This is a genomic window from Leptolyngbya sp. AN10 (assembly GCF_050565645.1).
GTDB lineage: Bacteria > Cyanobacteriota > Cyanobacteriia > Leptolyngbyales > Leptolyngbyaceae > Leptolyngbya.
This window is the reverse complement of the sequence record NZ_JBNXVP010000042.1, coordinates 1-20,335: the sequence shown is the minus strand read 5'-3', so window position 1 is coordinate 20,335 and position 20,335 is coordinate 1. Positions and strand designations below refer to the sequence as shown.

Here is a 20,335-nt window from a genome sequence, read left to right as displayed (position 1 = left end):
CTGAGATTTCCTCTGTGTAATTTACTTCTAAATCATGGCAATTATCCTTTCCCGCACAGACTACGATGCTCTCTGGAAAGCACAAAACCCTACTCCAGCCTCTCATCTCTCTAACGATTCTGAGCAGATACAGACTGTTCCTGATCAACTTGGACAAGGTTGGATGCAGTCTATTCAGTTGCGCGGAATCGATCTTTGCATCTTCAACTATCAGCTACATGAGGATTTGACTGTTCAACAACAGTCTTTTGGCACAGAATGGGAGTTTGGATTCAATCTCTCTGGAAATCGCAGCGGGAATCATTCTGGCGAAAATTTTATTGCTTGGGGAACTTATGAAGATTCGGAAGACTGGGTGACATACGCGAACAATCCAATCTTGAAAATTGATATTCACCTGGAGACTCCTGATGAACTAAGCCGATGGGTCACGGAGAGTTTAGAAGATTTACCGATCGAGATTCGACAATGGATAGAAGACCCAGCGACAAGGCGATTCGATGATACGAACATGATCACGCCTGCAATGCGATCGACATTAGAACAAATACTGTATTGTCCATTTGAAGGGGCAACAAAGCGAATTTATCTGGAAAGTAAATGTTTAGAATTGATTGCACTGAAATTAGAGCAGATTAAGAATACAAAAACAGCGATCACTCATTCCGACTTAAAGCCAGATGACCTAGATCGAATTTGCCAAGCTGCCCAAGTTCTGAAGGACAATCTGGAAAATCCCCCCTCACTGATTGAGTTAGCACACCAAGTTAATTTGAATGACTATAAGTTGAAAATTGGCTTTCGGCAGGTTTTTGGAACAACAGTGTTTGGGTATTTACATCAACATCGAATGGAAGCAGCACAGCAATTATTAAGCGATCGCGTTATGAACGTTAAAGAAGTTGCTCAAGCTGTAGGCTACAAGAATCAGAGCCGTTTTGCTGCTGCTTTTCGGAAACAATTTGGAATCAATCCCAAATCTTACTTGCTGAATCAAAGATCCGTTTAAGGCGCAAAAAGATCCGGATTAGCACGATCGTGGTTTTCTATTACACATCATTTCCCGGTATGTTGTTGAGAATAATTCTTGTTGAATGTGATGGTTGGTAGATAGACCATGAGCGGAAAAGAGTCTCGATTAATTAAGAAAGCTCGACTGTGTAGCTTGATGATTTTGTCTTCAGGAAGTTTCGGAATCGGATTGGTATCGCCCGCTCTTGGTGAAGAGAATACCGAGGCAGAAACCCCGAAAACTGCTCAAGTGAAGTCTTCTCTCGATCGTCCTGCTACAACTGTAAAAGAATGGATGGCACAGATTGAAGCTCAAACCGGAGAAGAACCTGAAGAAGAAGAAATTACAGTAACAGGCGATCGAGAAAATCGTTATCGTGTTCCGAATGCCACAACCGGAACTAGAACAGATACTCCGCTACGAGATGTGCCTGCGAATGTTCAAGTTGTTCCGCGTCAAGTCCTAGAAGATCAGGGTGCAACTCGAATCGATGAAGCACTGAGAAATGTTGGCGGCGTGACGTTTAATTCGTCTTTTGGTAATCGGGGACAGGATTTTCAGATTCGTGGCTTCTCTGCTACTCAGTTCCGCAATGGATTGAGAGAAGACACTGGGGCGTGCTGTTCTTTTAACAATCGCACTGCACAAGAAACCGCAGATCTAGAACGAATTGAAGTGCTGAAAGGTCCAGCATCGGTGCTTTTCGGTGCAGGTGAACCAGGTGGCGTGATCAACTTTGTGACGAAAAAACCGCTGACTACGCCTTTCTACAACATTGGATTCACCGCAGGAAGCTTTAACTTCTACCGTCCAACACTGGATTTTTCAGGTCCACTGACTCCGGATGGTTCTCTTGCCTATCGATTGAATGTTGCTTATGAAAGCGGCGAGAGCTTTCGAGATTTTGTCGAGTCGCGGCGTTATTTTGTTGCTCCGTCTCTGGCTTGGAGAATCAGCCCAAATACGACTTTGACTTTGGAAGCTTCTTATCTTCAAGACAGGCGCACCTTCGATCGCGGCTTAATTGTTCTCAACGGCAGCGATCGACCCGCAGATTTACCGCTGAGTCGCGCTCTGTTCGATCCCAGAAATTCAACAACGAACATCGAAGAAACCAGAGCTTATCTATTTTTGGATCACAAGTTCGCAGAAAATTTATCGTTGCGAAGTGCATTTCGCTACACAACCAGCTTTGAATCCGATCGAGAAGGCACTTCAAACATTGTTGGTTTGCTAGATGACAATCGCACTGTTGAAATTGAATCGTACTTTGGGGATCAGTTCTTTGAGACGTTTACGTTTCAGAATGATCTCACCTGGAAATTTAACACAGGCTCGATCGCGCATACGCTTTTATTTGGAATAGAACTTGCAAATAACAAAGCTCGCTATGGCTCTCAAGTTTCACCCGAACAGCAGGCGTTGACCGGAGGATTGTTGGATATCTTTGAACCGAACTATGATGCCATTACTTACACCGGAGGCTATCAGTTCTACTTTGAAGGCGATCGCATTGATCAAAGAACGTTCGGGCTTTATCTGCAAGATCAAATTGCCCTAGCAGACAATTTGAAGCTATTGATCGGAGGGCGGTTTGATAGCGTTCAGTCTGAACAGCGATTTGGAGATTTTAGCGAAGACAATAGTGATAGCGCTTTTTCTCCAAGACTTGGAATTGTCTATCAACCGAGCAGGGCAATTTCACTCTATGCGAGTTATTCTCGATCGTTTGTTCCGGTTGCAGGTCGCAGTGTTACAAATACGCCATTCAAGCCTGAACGCGGCACGCAGTATGAAATCGGTGTGAAAGCAGATATCATTGAGAATCGGCTTTCAGCAACGTTGTCTGCCTATGATATTACAAAAAGCAATGTTGCCACGACTGATCCGAACAATCCTGATTTTTCGATTCAGGTGGGTGAACAAAGAGGACGCGGGATTGATCTCGACATTGGAGGAGAAATTTTACCAGGCTGGAACGTTCTTGCTTCTTATGCTTACATCGATGCCAAAATCACTCAAGACAACACGTTTGAAGTCGGAAATCGCTTAAACAATATTCCCAGACATACTGCGAGCTTGTGGACAACTTACACGATTCAATCCGGAAATCTCAGAGGATTAGGATTTGGAGCGGGACTATTTTTTAACGATCGACGAATTGGCGATCTAGACAATAGTTTTTCGATTCCGGGCTATACTCGCTTTGATGCTGCACTCTACTACACAAGGAACAACTTTCGGGCTGCGCTAAACTTCAAAAATCTATTCAACACACAATATTTCGCGGCTGCACAAAACAGATTCTCTGTGATTCCGGGTGCACCTTTTGCGGTACAAGGAAGTGTTTCATGGCAATTTTGAGCAAACGATCCTGGCTGATAGTATTCATCACTTGTCTGATTGTAATTTCAGCCTGTCATCATTCTGATTTAGTCGCTCAAAAACAATCTGACTGTGAGCGGTTTCAGATTCAACATCATGGAGGCATCACAGAAGTTTGTCCAAGTCCTAAGACCATTGCTGTTCTAAGTCCACCTTTGCTCGACATCTTGTTAACTCTGGGTTTACAGCCTGCTGCTCATGCTGAGGTTGATCTGCTTGCAAAACCGATCTTTGATCGACCCAGTGAACAAATTCCTTATCTCGGTCAGTTTGTCACCACTCAACCGATTAATTTAGGCGATCGAAGTAACCCCTCACTTGAAGCACTGCTTCGCCTTAAACCTGATTTAATCATCGGAGAAGACTATCAAAATACTTCGCCTTTACTGTCGAAAATTGCGCCGACCCTGTTTTTTGAGATTCCAGCAAACAAAGGATGGCAATCTGTTTTATTGAGTCTTGCTCCAGTCTTTGGACGTGAAATCGAAGCTCGATCGAAGCTAGATCAATATGATCAGTTGATCGAACAAACAAAACAAGATCTCGCTCCCTTGATTCATGGCAAAACAATTCTAGTAGTAGGATGGGAGCGCTTTTCTAAACAGGTCTTTATCCTGGAATCAGATAGCTTTGTGTGTGAACTGCTGCGCGATCTTGGTTTCTCTGTCGTGGCTGGAGAATCAGGCAGAACAGACCTTTCGATCGAGGCATTGCCTACCATTTTATCTGATCATGTTCTCGTGATGCCTTCGGGAGATAGTACAATCAATCAAGCTCAAGAGTATTGGAGAGCGAACCCCCTTCTAGGAGCGATTCCTGCGGTGCAATCTGGTAATGTTCATTTTGCTGATTTCCAACTCTACCGCATTCGAGGACCGATCGCGGCTGAACTATTCATTCGACAAATCCAAGCATCGCTTAAACACGACAAAACACCACTCCTCTAAACTGCAATGTCAAAACATATCTTGTTCGTTTGTAAATCTTGCCATTGTTCAGAAGAAGAACTGGCAGAAGGTCAGTTGAGCGACGGAACCCGCCTACTCGAACAATTACAGCTTCTCTCACACGACCAATTTGCACCATCAGAATTAGAAATTCAGCCCGTTGGATGTATGTGGGCGTGTCATCATGGATGTGTTGCTGCGATCACAAGCCCAGACAAGCCAACGTATCTAATCACGAAGCTCCCTCCAGATGACACTGCCGCCGCACTACTAGAAGCGATCCAACTTTATATGCAACATCGTAAGGGTGCAATTTCTTGGGAAAAAGTGCCCGAATCCATCAAGCCAACTGTATTTGCTCGTATTCCTTCCATGCAGTCGCCGCATCTAGAAGATTAAAGCTTACCGATTGCGAACCAGCAGATAGATGAAAAACGGCGCACCGATCGAGGCTGTAATAACTCCACAAGGAAGCTCGATCGGTGCAAACAAAGTTCTCCCAACAAAATCAGCCAGCACAACTAACACCCCACCCATCAGAGCCGAGATCGGTAGCAATCCTTCATGTCGATTCCCTACAATCTGCCGTCCGGCATGAGGCGCGATTAAACCGACAAACCCGATCGTTCCCGCAGTCGCAACGGCTGATCCTGCTAATGCAGTCGCCACAATTACCAGCAATCCACGCTGCCACTCGACTCGGCTCCCTAAACCTTTTGCAATGTCTTCTCCAAGGTTTAACACATTAAGATGCCTTGCGAGTCCAAGTGCAGCAGGTACCAACACAAGCAGCCAGGGAAGAAACGAAAACACTTGTTCCCAAGTTCGACCATAGACACTCCCTGCTAACCAGACTAAAGCCTGACTCACATCGTAAATCGAACCAAACGTAATTAGTAAGCTAGTAAATGCACTTGCGATCGCAGAAAGTCCAATTCCCATCAGAATCAATAAAATCGGTGAGCTTCCCCGATTCCAAGCCAATCCATAAATCAAACCCGCCATTAACAATGCTCCTGCCAGTGCAGAAAAAGGCAGCACATACACAGGCGCAGAGGGAAATAGAACAATTACCGCAACTGCCGCAAGACTCGCTCCTGTATTGATTCCGATAATGCTCGGATCAGCGAGTGGATTACGAGTTAGACCTTGAAAAATCGTACCTGAAATTGCTAATGCAACCCCAACCATAAATGCAACTAAGGTTCGGGGTAGTCGTAGTGTCTGAATCACAAACGCATGATCAGGATTGCCCGTATCAATGCCAATCAAGGTTTTGATGATGTCTAAAACTGCGATCGGGTATTCTCCCCGTCCCACATTTAAAACAATCGCCGCAAATCCAACGGCTACTAACAAAACCGCGATCGCAGGCACTCTTTGATCAAGCCGAAACGAAAGAATAGGAGATCGCCAATCGCTCATTTTTTCACCTTTGTTTTTGCAAGATAGACAAAGAACGGCGCACCAACGATCGCAGTCATTACGCCAACGGGAAGCTCTTGAGGCTTCAATAACACTCGTGCAGCAATATCTGACACTAAGAGCAGAATTGCACCGAATACGGCTGAGTAGGGCAAGATCCAGCGATAGTCTGTCTTGATGAAGAATCTGACCATGTGAGGGACAACTAAGCCAACAAAACCGATCGGACCTGCGATCGCAACAGAACTTCCTGCAAGTAGAACAACACTCATTGCTGTCAGTACCTTAATCCAAACCGTCTGCTGTCCTAAACTCGTTGCGACATCTTCCCCTAAACTAATCGTTGTAATTTGCCTACCCAGTAAAAAGGCTATCAGCAATCCAGTACCAAGAAACGGTAAGACCTGCAAAAATAACTCAAAGTCTCGCCCTGCTAATGATCCCGCAAGCCAAAAGCGAATCTCCTCAAAGGTGCGCTGACTCACAATCAGAATTGCAGTTGTAATCGAAGAAATCAAAGCAGACATCGCTGCTCCTGCGACAGTCAGATTCAGCGGCGTTGCACCCCCTCGTCCGAGCGTGCCAAGCGAGTAAACAAGCAACGCTCCGATCGCGGCTCCTAAAAATGCAACTCCCGCATAAACCGTTAACGAGGAACTACCAAACAGGAACAAGCTAATGACAACCGCTAATGCTCCACCCGCTTCAATTCCTAGAATTCCGGTTTCCGCTAGTGGATTACGAGTTAAGCCTTGCATTAATGCACCTGAGACTGCTAAAGCAGCACCGACAGACATGGCGATAAGCGATCGCGGCAATCTTACGGTTTGGATCACCAGATGATCAAACGAGTTATCGAAAGCGGTGAACGATGCCAAAATCGTCGCTAGGGGAATATCTCTTGCGCCAAGGGTGACGCTGTAAATTAAAACGATTAGCAATGCGATCGCGCCTAAACCGAGTCCCAGTATTGGTGAAACGGACGGTTTGAAGGCTCTAGGAAGAATTGAAGTCATCGCGAAAGAAAGCTCTTAATGCGAATAAGTCCTAATTGTACTTTGTTATGTGTCAAAATCAACAGTGCATTATTCCGCCGTAAAATCTGAGATTGCGCTGAATTGAGAGTTAGTGGAGTACCAGGGGAGCGATCGTACTGATTAAACATCTGATTGACTGCCAAAACTCGTTTGTGGTTCAAGCTGCTTTTCGAGGCTGAGGATGAGAGCCTGAGATCGAGTCAGTGCTTGGCGGAGGAGCATTTTCCATTGCAGTAATTTGGGTTGATGTGGTAATCCTCTAGATTACGGCACTTTGCTTCTCTCCTCCAGTTTTGTCAGTCAACCAGGTCTGAGACCTCAAAGCATCTAAATTTCTACAATGGATTAGGGGATTGCAGCACACAGTGCAGATTCATTGAAGATCGCCGTTTGCTGACGCGAAAGGAGTGCGATCGCTTTCAGTAGATCCCAAATTTGGTTTTAATAGTAGCCAGCCCAGCAGAAAAAATGCAGCAATCAGAACTTGCAGAAGATCTAGATTAGTAATGACTGTATCAGACCATGCTGCAATTCCTCGTTCGACCAGTCCGAATAGCCAAGCAGGAACGCCAAGTATCCAAACTCCCTGTCTCCAAGATGTCAAAAATAAACGGATTTTAAGTGTTCGTTGAGCGTCCATATCAGCAGTTCGGCAAGAAAATGCGTTTTGTACGATCGCGATTGTTGCGATCGCTGTTTATTGATCTCTAGAAGGTGGGATCTATTGATTTGAATGAGATGAGAGCGTTGCGTTTTCACGCAGGTAGCGACGTAGAGCTTGCTGGCTTAATACTCTGCCAAGCAACAACCAGGACAGATAGCTAATCAGCAGAATCAACAAGAAGGAAAGCAACAGGGCGGGAAGAATGGGCACGCCTAGCACTTCTAGTCCGGCAGCGATGAAAATGTATACTCCACTCATCATTCCGAAAAATGGCAGAATAATCTGGATGCTGCCGCGAACGGGCAAAGCACTGACAGAATCGTTTTTAGACCAATACTCAAGGCGTTGCCTTACCAGAATGAAGAATGGAAGGGCGCAGACAATTGTAATCAGCAAGCCTACAATCCATAGGAAATAGGGCGGTTCGGGTCTAGCCGTTGCGAATGCTTCAAATTGTTCAAGAGAAATAAACCAACTCATTGTTGCGCCTCCATTGTTGCCCTTTAACTTAGTCGATCGAATCGCCAAACCAATTGGGATGATTTCAATTTCAGCAAGGCGGTAGGCTGAGTGACTCCATCAGCAGGTGAAGAACTTCGCTGACAATGGGGAACTAATGAAGGATAAATTTGTTAAGCCACAATGTATTAAACACTACTGTATTGAACAATCTGTTTTCTAATTTTTGTTGACTCAGAATCTCAACCAATAGATGAATCTTTCTACACTCTCTCGCCGCTACGTTTAGTTATCTGGGTTGTTACTGGAAACTTCTATTAAGCAAATTTATGAATGAAGCCCTACCTCAACCTCGGCTGCTGATTGTGATTGGCGGCTCTGCTGGCGCAGTCGAAGCTCTGGTTCAACTCGTTCAGCACCTGCCCGCACAGTTCGTTGCAACGGTTCTCGTCGTGGTGCATATTCAAGCTCGTCGGTGGTTCGGTCTACCCCTAACATTGCAAGCATGGTCTGTGTTACCAATCTTGGATGCGATCGATGAATCTCCGATCACACCTGCTCACATTTACATCGCACCGCCAGATTATCATTTACTCGTTGGGTCGGAGCGGGTGCAAGTGGTGATGGGAGCGAAAGAACATGGGTTTAGACCTGCGATCGATCCCTTGTTTCGCACCGCCGCTCGATTTCATCGCGATCGTGTGGTGGGAGTCCTGCTTTCAGGGGCTTTGTGGGATGGGACGGCGGGACTTGCGGAAATTAAAGCCTGCGGAGGTATTACCATCGTACAAGACCCACAGCAAGCCTGTGTACCGAGTATGCCGCAAACGGCGATTAACTATGGGGTAGTCGATCATATTCTCCCAGTAGCCGAAATCGCACAGTTGTTAGTGACATTAGCGCAGGGGAGCGCGATCGAGGAGGAACTGGAATGACTCACGAAGATCCGACTCCGGATTCAGTAGACTTAGCACAATCCTCGATCGAGCAACTTATTACCACTGGTTCGCCTTCGGGGTTGGGTTGCCCAGAGTGCGGTGGTGCATTGTGGCGGCTTGATGGACTCGTACCTCGCTATCAGTGTCATGTGGGACATGGATTTGTGTTGGAGAGTTTGCTTAAGACTCAAAGTGAAGAAATTGAGCGGCACTTGTGGATTTTGTTGCGGTTGTTGAAAGAGCAACTGATGATTGCTCAACAGTTAGCGACCCAAGCACGATCGCAGCAGCAGTCTCGTCCAGAAATCGAGCAGATTGAAGCCCAAATGCGGCAGGCACACGACCAAGCTGAACTATTGCGCCAAATGATTCTGAAGTGTCAAGTGGAGGGAATTACGGAGGGTTAAGCATCCTACGTCTCACTTGCGTATGTGAGTTAACGTGAATTCGATCGAGGTTTGCTGCTTCGTTGTTTGCGGCTAGTGCCCCCCAAATCCCCCAACTTTGGGGGACTTTGAACGGTGAAACAGTTCTCGAATTTCAGGAATTTCTCTTACTCAAAGTCTCCCAGAATGGGGGATTAGGGGGCAAACCCAAAGGATTGTCACCGAGATCATTCGTCGAATTCACGTTTTGTAGAGTTCTTCCAGAATGTAAAGTTGCATCGTGTCGATCGATACAAAATCACCTGCATCGCTTCACATTGTTTCCTTGTCAATCCTGATTTGGATAAATGGCGGAAGAGCAACCAATTCTTTATGCTGGATCGTGGTCTAGCAAGGACGTGAACCGATGTACAACATGGATGTGTTGAACAAGCAGATTCAAGTGATCTATGGGCGAGTGTTAGGACTCTATCAGCAGCCACAGCCACAATCCGCAAAAAGCGATGTACTCCCGATCGCGCTGAAAGAATTGGGAATTGCTTCAGAAGAATTACAGGTTGCAGCAGAAGAGTTGTCCCGCCAAAATGAAGCCCTTGCGACCGCTCAAGCACAAGCAGATACCACTCGACTGCTCTATCAAAGTCTGTTTGAGTTTGCACCAGATGCAGCGATTATTACCACGCTGTCTGGAACGATTCAAGGAGCCAATCGGGCAGCAGTGTCATTGTTGAACCGCCACGCCAATTCACTAGTTGGAAGACCGTTCATCACTTGTATTGCAATTGAAGATCGCGATAGATTTCGTACTCTCCTCGATTTAGTGGATCAATCAGAGCGATCGAGGAATTCATCCTGCAAGCGAATCCCGCTGACTGTTCGGCTACATCGACGATCGCAGGACTGGTTTGAAGCTGAGTTAACCGTCTCTGTGATTAATAACGAACAAGACGAACCGATGTTGCTGCAATGGCGGCTAGAAGATATTAGCGGTCGTATGCGCGTCGAAGATGAACGTAAACAAGCGGTTGCTGCACTGCTTCAAGATCAGTTGTCTGAGTTTCACAATGTCGATCGCTATCATCGAGGAGAACTGCCCCCGATCGAACCACAAACACTATGGCTAGTCGTTCAAGGCGTGGTGAAACTGACGACTTTATCGCAGCGCGGCGAAGAAATCATGATTGGTTTAGCAACCGGGGGACAGGTCTTTGGTGCGAGTTTAACGAAGCTCATGACCTACCAAGCAGCGGCGCTAACTGATGTAAAGCTCGTTGCCATTCCCATATCAGAACTGCATCAATCCGCGCAGCTTTCTCAAACGCTCTTACCCCGAATCATGCAGCGACTCCAGCAAACTGAACGGTTTCTAGCAGTGCATGGATATTTACGCACCTGCGATCGCTTTGAGCAATTATTGCAGTTGTTGAAATCGGAAATTGGAGAAGTGACTGCGATCGGAACGCGGCTGAAAGTGAAGTTAACGCATCAAGATTTGGCAAGTGCTTGTTGTACAACGCGCGTGACGGTTACTCGCTTACTCGGACACTTGCAACAAGAAGGCAAAGTTGATTTCGATGCTCAGAATCATTTGATTGTGAAAGACTAGCCTGTTCTAGGAGCAGGACCCCCAGCGCCTGAAGGTCCCTTATCATTACTTGTATTCTGTGTTTTTTTAGTGGGAGCATTGAATCAAAATGCGTTTTGGTTGTTCACATTTGAGCATTGTAAGCAACTGCTTCGAGCCGAGATTGAGTCGAGTTTGCTGCTTCGTCTGCGATTGGAAGAACCCCAACATAGTCTGATCAAGAGCGATGCAAAACACTTTAGTGTATTGTTTCTACAAGCTGATGGTTCTTATCATGCAGTACGATCGAGCATAAGCTTCTCTAGCTGTAGGACAGTCTTATGATTACATTAGGCTGTGATGAGCGATACCATATTATCAATTCTCTATCTGTCCAAGTTTATAAGCAAAGAAAACTAGATTCTAAGATAGTCTTCCAGGTATCTGCTTGAGTTGATAACTGACGAACCGTAGGTTGCCTGTGGCGTTGAGAAGTGATAGAGGAGTAGCTGTCTAGTTTTGGCTCTAATTCTTTAGCATAGATTCTTTGGCTCAGATTGACAGGGGTAAAAAACGCTCTGTGTTCGACTAACAGCTCTGTCTGACCTAGAAAGAGAAAGCCAGTTTTTCTAAGGGCAGAACGAAAGCGGGTTAGGATGACCTTCTGCGCTTCTAGGGTGAAATATATCAACACATTACGGCATATCACCACATCAATTGCAGGTAGGGAAGTATCCTTCATCAGGTCATGTCGATCGAATTTAATGATGCGGCAAAGTTCTGGGCAGAAGACGAATCCTTGTTTGGCTTGCCGAAAGTATTTCTTCAAAAGGTTGGGAGGAATGCCGAGAATCTCTAAATCATTGTAGGTCGCTTTCTGGGCTTGTTGAATCACGTCTGCGTCTACATCCGTGGCGTAACACTCGATTCGCTGTTGGCAGAATTCAATCCCTAAAACTTCTGCAAGTAAGACGAGAAAGCTACAAATTTCGGCTCCGGTAGAGCAACCCGCACTCCAGACGCGAATCGGTTCATCGGATTGCTTATCGGCAATAATTTTAGGAATAACTTCGGTGATGAGATAAATCCAGGCGTTGAAATCGCGGAAAAAGCTAGTGAAATTAATCAGAACATCACTCAGCAGGGCATGGTGTTCTTCTGAATGACCTTGTAAATATTGGAGGTAGCTTTGATAAGTATCGATGTTAATCTGCTGCATTCGATGCCGAAATCGTCGCATCAACGTCGATCGCTTATAGCACGTTAAGTCACACGCTCGGCTGTGCTTGAGGTAGTCTAGCAGGGTTTCAAATTCTGAGATGGCTTCATTTATGTTTTGAACTTGATTACTGCTAGAGGACTCCATATTGTGCGAAAGGCGACTCTCGAAGTACATTTCAGCAGACATGCCTTACCTCTTTATTAAATTTACCTCGTAGCTAAAACAGTTGATATTATACAAATAGATTTTTTTATAGCTTGCTAAATTAGGGTACGAATCTACTGCGATCGTAATTCCATAACTTGCGAAGATGTTGAATATTAAAGAGCGATGGGGCTGTATTTTTATGTGGAACTGATTATATGACTATTCAGCACGAATATCATATTAACTTCATGCTGTTCCCCCTGCTTGCGTATGAATTAGTGAGTTACTGTTAAAAACTTTTGTCTACTGTAAAGCGAATACATATATAGCAATCCGTTTTGAGTTGTGAACTCTCGGAAAGCCCCCTAAATCCCCCATTCTGGGAGACTTTGAGCAAGAAGAATTTCTAGAATTCTGAAGTGCTCTCTACCTTCAAAGTCCCCCAAATTTGGGGGATTTAGGGGGCTGAAGCCGATTCAACCGAAGCGAAAACGATTTGTGTATATACGGTAGGAATTAGCGCTAAGGGCAATAAACCCGATGAATCTTGTTTTCGGCTAGAACCTTCTGGCGAATTGAGCCACGATTTCAATCCATTCTCTAGGTTGAACCATCTTGTGTAAATACGCCTCAAATCCAGCCGAAAGTGCCTTTTCGCGATCCTCATCCAGATAAGCCGTCATCGCAACAGCGGGAACGTGCCCGCCCTGTTCTGCTTCGAGTGCCCGAACTCGTTGAATAAAGCTATAGCCATCTTCATCCGGCATCCGAATGTCACTCAGCAAAATATCTGGACGAAACTGTTGAAACTCTTCTAAAGCTGCCGCCGCACTTGTCACCGTCTTGACTCCGATGCCGTGCGCCTCCAGCACAGTGGCAACAAATTCGCAGATGTCCGCTTCGTCATCTACAACCAGCACCCGCAAGCCATCGAGCGACTGAGGTAACTGCGACATCGATTGCCGGGTTGGAACACTGTCGCGACGTTGTGAAGAAGCAACCGAGGAACGGGCAGAAGCAAGGATTTCTTGGGGTTGGCTCAAGTTGTATACGCCAATTCTCAACTGTTCAATTCGTCCCTCTGCGTTACGAACGATCGAGAAATGCAACTCAACCCGCACAGGTTCACCCTGATGAGAACACAAGCGCGTTTGCCAAATTTGAATATCCGTACTTTCAGACAGTTCGATCAGACGAGTCCGAAAGGTGGCACGATCGTTTTCTGCCACGAATACAGCCAGAGGTTTATCGACTAGATAGCTGTGGGGGACATTTAACAGTCGAGCAATCTCTTGATTTGCCTCCAGAATTAAGCCATTGGCATCGGTGACTAAAGCAGCGATCGGGAAAAACTGAAATAGACTTTGGTAAAACTGTGTCTGTTGAAATAGATCCTCCTGGATCACTTCGACCGTTTCTAAACTCGTCTGCATTTGCTCGTAGGTCACTTGGAGGTCTTCAAGCGCTGCACTCATGGCATCACAGTCTACAGCGCTTTCCCCCCGCAGAGCAAAAATTTGTTGTCTAAGGAACTGAAAATGATGGTTAATTTGCTCGTTGCTCATGTTACAAACATTGCTCAGTAATGATACTTGCCTACTGGTAGCATTGCAGGCATTCCCTTTAAGGGTTTCCACCCTCAGAAGCAGCGCAGAAATTATTCAGCAGAGATAGTCTTTCCCTACTTATTCAAGTATAGAGAAATGGTAGCAGCAACGATTAGAATCTATTGAACTTGTCGCGGTAATTCGACCCGGAACGTTGTTCCTTGATTCACTTTGCTTTCGATCGAGATACTTCCTTGCATCAATTCCGCCAATGCACGCACGATCGCGAGTCCTAATCCCGTACCGCCATGATTGCGAGTTGAGGATTGATTCACTTGCCAAAATTCCTGGAAAATCCGCTCTTGATCCGCAGGTTCAATCCCAATTCCGGTATCTTGAACGGCAATTAAAACCCGTCCTTCTGGAAGCTCCCAGACTCCGAGTGTGACCTGCCCCGTTTCCGTAAATTTAATCGCATTCGAGAGCAAATTCGTGATGATTTGCCGAATCCGCACCGGATCATTGACGATCGAGATCGACGGCTGGGCGATGTCAAGATTGAGCAAGATTCCTTTTTGATCCGCAAGACAGCGCAATTCTTGTACGGTGTCGCTGGCAATCTTGATCAAATCGAATCCAGTCTTTCTCAATTGCAGTTTGTTTGCTTTCAGCTTCGAGAAGTCTAGAAGTTCTTCGATCAGCCCCAAGAGATGCTGACTATTACGAGTAATCCGATCGACCATGTGCGTTAAATTTTCATCTTCCATTAACGATACTCGTTTCAGCAGCAGATGAGAAAAGCCCAGGATCGCATTCATCGGTGTGCGTAATTCATGCGAAATCGTTGCCATGAACTGATCTTTTAAGCGATCGCTCTCAGTGAGTTCGAGATTGTGCAGTTGTGTCTCGCGCAGTTGAGCTTCATTGCGTTTGCGGGCGGTAATGTCGCGAATTAGCCAGCGGAGCGCGATCGCTTTACCTTGAGCATTCCGCACAGTTTCAACGGTCACGGCAGTATCGATCGGATTAGCGCATTTGCACATCGTCACTTCCCACTCTTGCACCCGATGAATCGTAGGAAGTTGGTTCAGAACTTCTCGAAAGGCGGAACGTTGGTCTTCGTGAACAAACGAAATTAGAGATTTCTGGATCAAATGTCGTTCAGAAAGCTCGAATAATCTGATCGTGGCTCGGTTCGCTTCGCGCACAGTGCCGGATAAATCTGTAACAAGATAGGCATCGGGAGCAAATTCAAATAGTTCTTGATATCGTTCTCGTTCGGCTTCGATCGTAGATTGAGCCGTCAATAAAGATTCATTTTGCTGTCTGAGTTCTTCTTCCGCGACGTGTAATTCTTCTAAAGCAGAGCGTAATTCTTCCAGGCAAATCATCATTAAGTCAGGACTGTCGATCGCGGTATCTCGTGCATTTTCGTACAGCCGATTTGTGCGTTGCTGTACTGCTTGAATGTACTGACTCAGTAAATCCGTTTCCATAGTTAAGCGGTGTCACGTTTCAATCAGGGAATGCAGGCAGACCGGACTGAATCATTCAAGATTTTGAACGAGCGCAAATCTAACTGAATTAGGAGTTTAGATTTAAGGACAGAACGACTGAGGAATAATTCAGGTGTTAACCTTCTAAACTGTAGGTGAATTACGATCGGTTTTCCATCGATCTTTAGAGGGTGTTTGAAAAGTAATCGTTGATCGCATTCACCCGCCCGGAAATGAATCTCCGGGCTAATCGGGGGAAGCCCACTCAACTGGGCTAAGAACTCCGAATGATTCTCCCAGTCCGCTTCAGCGGGGTTTCTTCCATTAGCCCGGAGATTCATTTCCGGGCGGACTGGCAACGCAGCAAAGCCGCTTTTTATACTTTTCAAACACCCTCTTAGAGTCACATTGATAAATTTGTGAATTAGAACTGTGTTGAGCAATCCGTTTTGGTAGATTGCTCATCGGTTGCTGAAGTGAAAAGTGGCAGGCAGATGATAAAGGTTGCCCCCTGTCCCTCTCCCGCGCTTTCTGCTCGAATCGTACCCCAGTGCAGTTCAACGATGTGATGCGCGATCGCTAACCCCACGCCTAATCCTTTCGCCGCATCGGATGATCTCGCTTGCTGGAAGCGATCGAAGACATGAGGTAGAAAATCAGCCGCGATCCCAATTCCCGTATCAATCACTCGAATTTCAGCTTGATCAAGCATTGTCGAGAGTTCAACAGTCACGCTGCCGCCCTGTGGAGTAAATTTAATCGCATTCGTCAGCACATTACAGAGAACTTGCTGGAGACGATCTCGGTCGCCCATCACAACATCGTGATCAGGTTGAGTTTGCCAAACCAGATGAATCGATTTAGCTTGGGCAGTTGGAGTCATGCTCGCGATCGCGCCTTCAACGATCGATCTCAGTTCGACAGGCTGAAGATTGAGGCGCAGTTTGCCGACGGTGATGCGGGAAACATCCAGCAAATCTTGCACGAGGGCAGCTTGCACAGTGGCGTTACGCTCGATCGTATCTAAGGCTTTCGTCAAAATTGCTGGACTCGGTGGATTCGATCGTAAGAGCCGAGTCCAACCCAGAATCGACACTAGCGGCGTATTGAGTTCGTGGGAAACCGTCGAGAGCAGTTCATCCCGACTGCGGATCGTACTTCTGGCTTCTTGCAGTGCGGTGGTTCGTAATTGTGCAATTTGCAGGTGAGCATTGACACGCGACACGAGTTCTTGTGCTGAGAAGGGTTTGATCAGATAGTCGTCTGCTCCCGCTTCGAGTCCTTCGACGATCGCTTCTTCGCCCGCACGAGCCGAAAGCAGAATGATCGGAATTTCCCTAGTACGTGAGTCTGAGCGCAGTGCTTCGAGCAACCCGAATCCATCTAGCTCCGGCATCATCACATCGCTCAGAATCAGATCTGGGACTTGTGCTTGAGCAACTCTTAGAGCCGTTACCCCATCTGCAACCGCTTCTACTTGCACATGTTCACTCAAAATGCGCGTTAGGTACTCTCGCATATCGGCATTGTCATCAACTAGAAGAATTTTGGATTTTAGATTTTGGATTTTAGATTTTGGATGATTCTTGCTGGAATCTTCTAATCTAAAATCTTCAATCTCCAATCTAAAATCCTCTCCCGGTTGCCATCGCTCTGCCTCCTCCACGTAGGCGGCTGCACCGATCGACGTGGATGCGAGAGTACGATTGGGCGGAATACGATCGCCTTCATCTTGAAGGCGATCGCTTGGTAAATGCTCGATCCCAAACGGCAGCGCGATCGTAAAACAAGTGCCCACGCCGACAGTGCTAGTGACCTCGATCGTACCTCCCTGCAATCGCACTAATTCATGCACTAACGCCAGACCAATTCCTGATCCTTCATAGGTTCGTGCCCGCGCGCCTCGCACTTGATAGAACCGCTCAAACAAATGCGGCAGATGTTCGGGGGCAATGCCCGTTCCCGTATCTTGAATTTGAACAATGGCATGATCATCAGTGGACTGTAGTTTGACTGTGATTTTGCCTGCGAAGGTGAACTTAAAGGCATTCGAGAGCAGGTTAAGGATAATTTTTTCCCACATCTCGCGATCGACATACACGATCTGCGATAACGACGGACAATCGACCACGAGGCGTACTCCGGCTCGTTCGATCGCAGACCGAAACACCGATGCGAGTTCGGTTGTAGATTGCGCTAAATCTGTCGGCTCATAAACCGCTTCCATGCGTCCGGCTTCGATGCGAGAAAAGTCGAGGAGCGTATTGACCAATTTCAATAGACGTAAACTGTTGCGATGAGCCAGTTCTAAGCGTTCTCGATGAACGGGAGGGAGAGTACGATCGTTCAACGCATCTTGCAGGGGAGCCAGCAGCAACGTTAACGGGGTGCGGAATTCGTGAGAGACGTTGCTGAAGAAAATAGTTTTAGCTCGATCGAGTTCTGCCAGAGATTCGGCGCGTTGACGTTCTTGTTCACGCTCAGATTGTTCTCGAACGCGCTGAAGTTCCGCTTCGCGCAGGGCTGCTTCGGCTTTTGCGCGTTCGACCGCCGCCCAAGTGCGTTCGGCGGTTTCCTGCGCCAGTTTTATTTCCGCTTCGCTCCACTCGTGCGGGCGTAGATACTGCACAGCGAACGATGCCGCCCAACGTCCTTCTTTGATGAGCGGAAGCCCCAGCGAAGCCGTTATGTTCAATGCCCGAAACCCTGCGCGCGCCGACTCGCTCATATTCGGCTCCGTGTTCATGTCCGCGATACGCACCATTCTTCCAGCACGCATCTCCTCGCCCACCCAGCCGAAATCGGCAAGCCGTCCTCTGACGATGAGCGGCGGCACGTTTTCGCGCACGTAGTTGTCGGCGATAACAAAATGCTCGTCGTCCGGCTCGATGTCCGCATAATACACGCGGTCAGCCTCCAAGTATTCGCCGATGACGCGCGACGCTGTGCGTTGAACTTCAACCGCGTCGGAGAGCGATCGCAGCGCATCCGACAGCTTGACTTGGAACGCATCCATCTCGGCAGCGCGGCGCAATTGTTGTTCTGCACGTTTGCGATCGGTGATGTTGTTGAACACGACAATGATCTGGCGAGTATCGTTGTCGAGCCGAGACGCACTCAAATCAAACCAGTAATCGATATCTTCGATTTGTTGTTCAAAGCGCTCAGGTTCACCCGTCTCGGCAACCCGGTGAAAGGTTTCTAGCCAGTCTGCTCTCAGCGTTTGATTCAGTTCGGTTGCGATTTTGCCTGCGACATCGCTGAATCCGGTTAAGCTCTCAAACGCTGGATTGACTTCTAGAAATCGCCAATCCGTTGCGCTTCCAGTTTCGTCATAGATCAATTCGATCAGGGCATAGCCTTCGTTGATCGAGTCGAACAGCGATCGATATTTTTCTTCCGATTCACGTAAGGCAACTTGGGCTTGTCGCTGCTCAATTAGATCCGCCGCTTGGCGAGCGAGTAAATCGAGAAAGCGCAGTTCGCGATCGCTCGATCGATGGTGGGTACGCCAGTGGGTTGAGACCATGCCGATCGTTTTGCCCGATCGCGACATCAGCGGGGTGGACTGTGCTGTGAGATAGCCTGCCTCAAGGTGCATTTGCATCGAGCCATCCGGGTCTTCGTTTGGCATATCGAAGTCAACAAAGACACGATCGCCCGTGGAGAGCGCCATCCCGCAGGACGTATTGGAATCCGACTTGATGCGATAGAACCGATCGATCATTTCCTGCTCAAAACCCTGAGCCGCCAGCACCAGGAAATCCTGCGTGGCTTCATCGAGAATTTGCACGGTTCCGGCATCCGCACGGGTGAGCGCGATCGCGGTCGCCACAATTTCTTGATAAATGGCTTGAATGTCGTCTTCCGTCACCAGTTGGGCACTGAGTTCAAGCAGCCGTTGCATATCTTCGAGATCGGCAGCATCAGCGGCTTTCTGCCTGCGATCAATCCTGTCGTTGCTGATGGGTTGCTGCTGGTCACGTTCGGGTTGCATAAACTTCATGCTTTCTGAGTGGAGGTGTTGGCGTTAAATTCGACCGTGTTCTGGATTGGCAACCGGATGGTAAACGTTGCGCCGCTTCCACCAACGCTTGCTACTTCGATCGTACCGTGATGTAACTCGATCAGGTGATGTGCGATCGCGAGTCCAATTCCGACTCCTCCGGGAGTATGACGACTAGGAATTTCTGCTTGCGTGAAGCGATCGGACAAGTAGGGCAGAAAATCAGGATGAATCCCAATTCCGGTATCGCTGACTGTGATTTGAATCTCGTTATCAAGGCGTTCTAACTGGATGTTGACCTGTCCGCCTTGGGGCGTGAATTTGATGGCATTGTCCAGCAAGTTAGTGATCACTTGGCGCAAGCGATCGCCATCGGCAAAAATATCCCTCTGCAACTCATCCGATATCGTTTCGACCAATTGAATGTGTTTTGCTTGCGCCGCTTCCCGAAAGGTGGTCGTCACACTCCGGACGAGAGACGCGAGATCCACAAGTTGAGGCTTCAAGCGCAGTTTTCCAGAGAGAATGTTGGAAACATCCAGCAGATCCTTGATCAGTTTTGCCTCAATGGTAGCGTTGCGCTCGATCGTCGCCAGTGCCCGTGCTGTTGTGTCTGGATCAAACGATCGAGTTTGTAACACACGTGACCCAGAATCGTTGCCAGCGGCGATTGCAGTTCGTGGGTGAGGGTCATGAGAAACTCATTTTTGAAGCGGTTCGCGGATAGCTCCTAGCGGAGTCGGGACATTTGCAGTGCTCAATCACCACTCGCCGATAGTTCCGCAGGGTTCTTGCACACAGGTAGACAGTACTGTAGGCAGCAATCCCCAGTGCATATAGCGATCCTATTCGAGTCGTAAACATTAGAAAGAGTGGGGGGGTAGGGAGTAGGGAGTAAGAAATCAAAACGGGAGCAACACCCCTCTCCCCACTCCCTACTTCTTCACAACCCTCCCTGCTTTACAACTCGCTTAGAGGGTGTTTGAAAAGTATAAAAAGCGGCTTTGCTGCGTTGCCAGTCCGCCCGGAAATGAATCTCCGGGCTAATGGAAGAAACCCCGCTGAAGCGGGCTAGGAGCGCAATTCGGAGTTCTTAGCCC

The 20,335-nt window shown here is 47.3% G+C and carries 16 protein-coding genes; 7 read left to right on the top strand and 9 right to left on the bottom strand.

The window, feature by feature from the left end:
- Positions 1 to 34: 34 nt before the first annotated feature.
- The 4 genes from ACQ4M5_RS34205 (at position 35) to ACQ4M5_RS34190 (ending at position 4,743) form a co-directional block, all read left to right on the top strand.
- Entirely contained in the window at positions 35 to 1,009 is a 975-nt protein-coding gene (locus tag ACQ4M5_RS34205) for a helix-turn-helix transcriptional regulator (RefSeq protein ID WP_430680263.1), read from the top strand.
- A gap of 108 nt (positions 1,010 to 1,117) precedes the next feature.
- Positions 1,118 to 3,376, top strand: coding sequence for a TonB-dependent siderophore receptor (locus tag ACQ4M5_RS34200; RefSeq protein ID WP_430680262.1), 2,259 nt, complete (start codon positions 1,118 to 1,120; stop codon positions 3,374 to 3,376).
- A complete protein-coding gene (locus tag ACQ4M5_RS34195; RefSeq protein WP_430680261.1) occupies positions 3,364 to 4,344 on the top strand; it encodes an ABC transporter substrate-binding protein in 981 nt (326 codons plus the stop codon). Before ACQ4M5_RS34200 ends, ACQ4M5_RS34195 begins: the two co-directional genes overlap by 13 nt.
- Before the next feature lie 6 nt (positions 4,345 to 4,350).
- Positions 4,351 to 4,743, top strand: coding sequence for a DUF1636 domain-containing protein (locus tag ACQ4M5_RS34190; RefSeq protein WP_430680260.1), 393 nt, complete (start codon positions 4,351 to 4,353; stop codon positions 4,741 to 4,743).
- A gap of 3 nt (positions 4,744 to 4,746) precedes the next feature.
- On the opposite strand, the gene ACQ4M5_RS34185 is transcribed toward ACQ4M5_RS34190, so the two are convergent.
- The 4 genes from ACQ4M5_RS34185 to ACQ4M5_RS34170 all read right to left on the bottom strand — a co-directional run bounded on the left by ACQ4M5_RS34185 (position 4,747) and on the right by ACQ4M5_RS34170 (position 7,950).
- Positions 4,747 to 5,769 (bottom strand): FecCD family ABC transporter permease, encoded by a 1,023-nt coding sequence (locus ACQ4M5_RS34185; protein ID WP_430680259.1) that lies wholly within the window; start codon positions 5,767 to 5,769, stop codon positions 4,747 to 4,749.
- On the bottom strand, positions 5,766 to 6,785 hold the full coding sequence (locus tag ACQ4M5_RS34180) for a FecCD family ABC transporter permease (RefSeq protein ID WP_430680258.1): 1,020 nt from the start codon (positions 6,783 to 6,785) through the stop codon (positions 5,766 to 5,768). Before ACQ4M5_RS34180 ends, ACQ4M5_RS34185 begins: the two co-directional genes overlap by 4 nt.
- A gap of 394 nt (positions 6,786 to 7,179) precedes the next feature.
- The gene (locus tag ACQ4M5_RS34175) at positions 7,180 to 7,446 is read right to left on the bottom strand and encodes a hypothetical protein (protein WP_430680257.1); all 267 of its coding nucleotides are present in this window, start codon (positions 7,444 to 7,446) and stop codon (positions 7,180 to 7,182) included.
- 81 nt (positions 7,447 to 7,527) lie between these two features.
- Positions 7,528 to 7,950, bottom strand: coding sequence for a hypothetical protein (locus ACQ4M5_RS34170; RefSeq protein ID WP_430680256.1), 423 nt, complete (start codon positions 7,948 to 7,950; stop codon positions 7,528 to 7,530).
- A gap of 308 nt (positions 7,951 to 8,258) precedes the next feature.
- On the opposite strand from ACQ4M5_RS34170, the gene ACQ4M5_RS34165 reads away from it, so the two are divergent.
- From ACQ4M5_RS34165 to ACQ4M5_RS34155, 3 genes are all read left to right on the top strand, one after another.
- A complete protein-coding gene (locus ACQ4M5_RS34165; protein WP_430680255.1) occupies positions 8,259 to 8,864 on the top strand; it encodes a chemotaxis protein CheB in 606 nt (201 codons plus the stop codon).
- Positions 8,861 to 9,274 (top strand): hypothetical protein, encoded by a 414-nt coding sequence (locus ACQ4M5_RS34160; protein ID WP_430680254.1) that lies wholly within the window; start codon positions 8,861 to 8,863, stop codon positions 9,272 to 9,274. The genes ACQ4M5_RS34165 and ACQ4M5_RS34160 overlap by 4 nt, the downstream gene beginning before the upstream one ends.
- A 385-nt stretch (positions 9,275 to 9,659) precedes the next feature.
- Positions 9,660 to 10,859, top strand: a complete 1,200-nt coding sequence (locus ACQ4M5_RS34155) for a helix-turn-helix domain-containing protein (protein WP_430680253.1) — start codon at positions 9,660 to 9,662, stop codon at positions 10,857 to 10,859.
- Positions 10,860 to 11,217: 358 nt separating this feature from the next.
- Here ACQ4M5_RS34155 and ACQ4M5_RS34150 read toward each other — a convergent pair whose 3' ends face one another.
- The 5 genes from ACQ4M5_RS34150 to ACQ4M5_RS34130 form a co-directional block, all read right to left on the bottom strand.
- Positions 11,218 to 12,225 (bottom strand): CheR family methyltransferase, encoded by a 1,008-nt coding sequence (locus tag ACQ4M5_RS34150; RefSeq protein WP_430680252.1) that lies wholly within the window; start codon positions 12,223 to 12,225, stop codon positions 11,218 to 11,220.
- 518 nt (positions 12,226 to 12,743) lie between these two features.
- Complete coding sequence (locus ACQ4M5_RS34145) at positions 12,744 to 13,751, bottom strand: response regulator (RefSeq protein WP_430680251.1); 1,008 nt, start codon at positions 13,749 to 13,751, stop codon at positions 12,744 to 12,746.
- 161 nt (positions 13,752 to 13,912) lie between these two features.
- A complete protein-coding gene (locus tag ACQ4M5_RS34140; protein ID WP_430680250.1) occupies positions 13,913 to 15,229 on the bottom strand; it encodes a PAS domain-containing sensor histidine kinase in 1,317 nt (438 codons plus the stop codon).
- A 424-nt stretch (positions 15,230 to 15,653) separates the two neighbouring features.
- Positions 15,654 to 19,226: an ATP-binding protein gene (locus ACQ4M5_RS34135; protein WP_430680249.1), complete on the bottom strand. Its 3,573-nt coding sequence runs from the start codon at positions 19,224 to 19,226 to the stop codon at positions 15,654 to 15,656.
- A gap of 5 nt (positions 19,227 to 19,231) precedes the next feature.
- Positions 19,232 to 19,876 carry a sensor histidine kinase gene (locus tag ACQ4M5_RS34130; RefSeq protein WP_430680248.1) on the bottom strand — a complete coding sequence of 215 codons (645 nt, stop codon included), beginning with the start codon at positions 19,874 to 19,876 and terminating at the stop codon, positions 19,232 to 19,234.
- Positions 19,877 to 20,335: the final 459 nt, after the last annotated feature.

What these genes read in the sequence shown, in the direction of transcription:
- ACQ4M5_RS34205 (WP_430680263.1), top strand. Translation starts at nt 35, where the DNA reads ATGGCAATTATCCTTTCCCGCACAGACTACGATGCTCTCTGGAAAGCA.
- ACQ4M5_RS34200 (WP_430680262.1), top strand. Translation starts at nt 1,118, where the DNA reads ATGAGCGGAAAAGAGTCTCGATTAATTAAGAAAGCTCGACTGTGTAGC.
- ACQ4M5_RS34195 (WP_430680261.1), top strand. Translation starts at nt 3,364, where the DNA reads ATGGCAATTTTGAGCAAACGATCCTGGCTGATAGTATTCATCACTTGT.
- ACQ4M5_RS34190 (WP_430680260.1), top strand. Translation starts at nt 4,351, where the DNA reads ATGTCAAAACATATCTTGTTCGTTTGTAAATCTTGCCATTGTTCAGAA.
- ACQ4M5_RS34185 (WP_430680259.1), bottom strand. Translation starts at nt 5,769, where the DNA reads ATGAGCGATTGGCGATCTCCTATTCTTTCGTTTCGGCTTGATCAAAGA.
- ACQ4M5_RS34180 (WP_430680258.1), bottom strand. Translation starts at nt 6,785, where the DNA reads ATGACTTCAATTCTTCCTAGAGCCTTCAAACCGTCCGTTTCACCAATA.
- ACQ4M5_RS34175 (WP_430680257.1), bottom strand. Translation starts at nt 7,446, where the DNA reads ATGGACGCTCAACGAACACTTAAAATCCGTTTATTTTTGACATCTTGG.
- ACQ4M5_RS34170 (WP_430680256.1), bottom strand. Translation starts at nt 7,950, where the DNA reads ATGAGTTGGTTTATTTCTCTTGAACAATTTGAAGCATTCGCAACGGCT.
- ACQ4M5_RS34165 (WP_430680255.1), top strand. Translation starts at nt 8,259, where the DNA reads ATGAATGAAGCCCTACCTCAACCTCGGCTGCTGATTGTGATTGGCGGC.
- ACQ4M5_RS34160 (WP_430680254.1), top strand. Translation starts at nt 8,861, where the DNA reads ATGACTCACGAAGATCCGACTCCGGATTCAGTAGACTTAGCACAATCC.
- ACQ4M5_RS34155 (WP_430680253.1), top strand. Translation starts at nt 9,660, where the DNA reads ATGTACAACATGGATGTGTTGAACAAGCAGATTCAAGTGATCTATGGG.
- ACQ4M5_RS34150 (WP_430680252.1), bottom strand. Translation starts at nt 12,225, where the DNA reads ATGTCTGCTGAAATGTACTTCGAGAGTCGCCTTTCGCACAATATGGAG.
- ACQ4M5_RS34145 (WP_430680251.1), bottom strand. Translation starts at nt 13,751, where the DNA reads ATGAGCAACGAGCAAATTAACCATCATTTTCAGTTCCTTAGACAACAA.
- ACQ4M5_RS34140 (WP_430680250.1), bottom strand. Translation starts at nt 15,229, where the DNA reads ATGGAAACGGATTTACTGAGTCAGTACATTCAAGCAGTACAGCAACGC.
- ACQ4M5_RS34135 (WP_430680249.1), bottom strand. Translation starts at nt 19,226, where the DNA reads ATGCAACCCGAACGTGACCAGCAGCAACCCATCAGCAACGACAGGATT.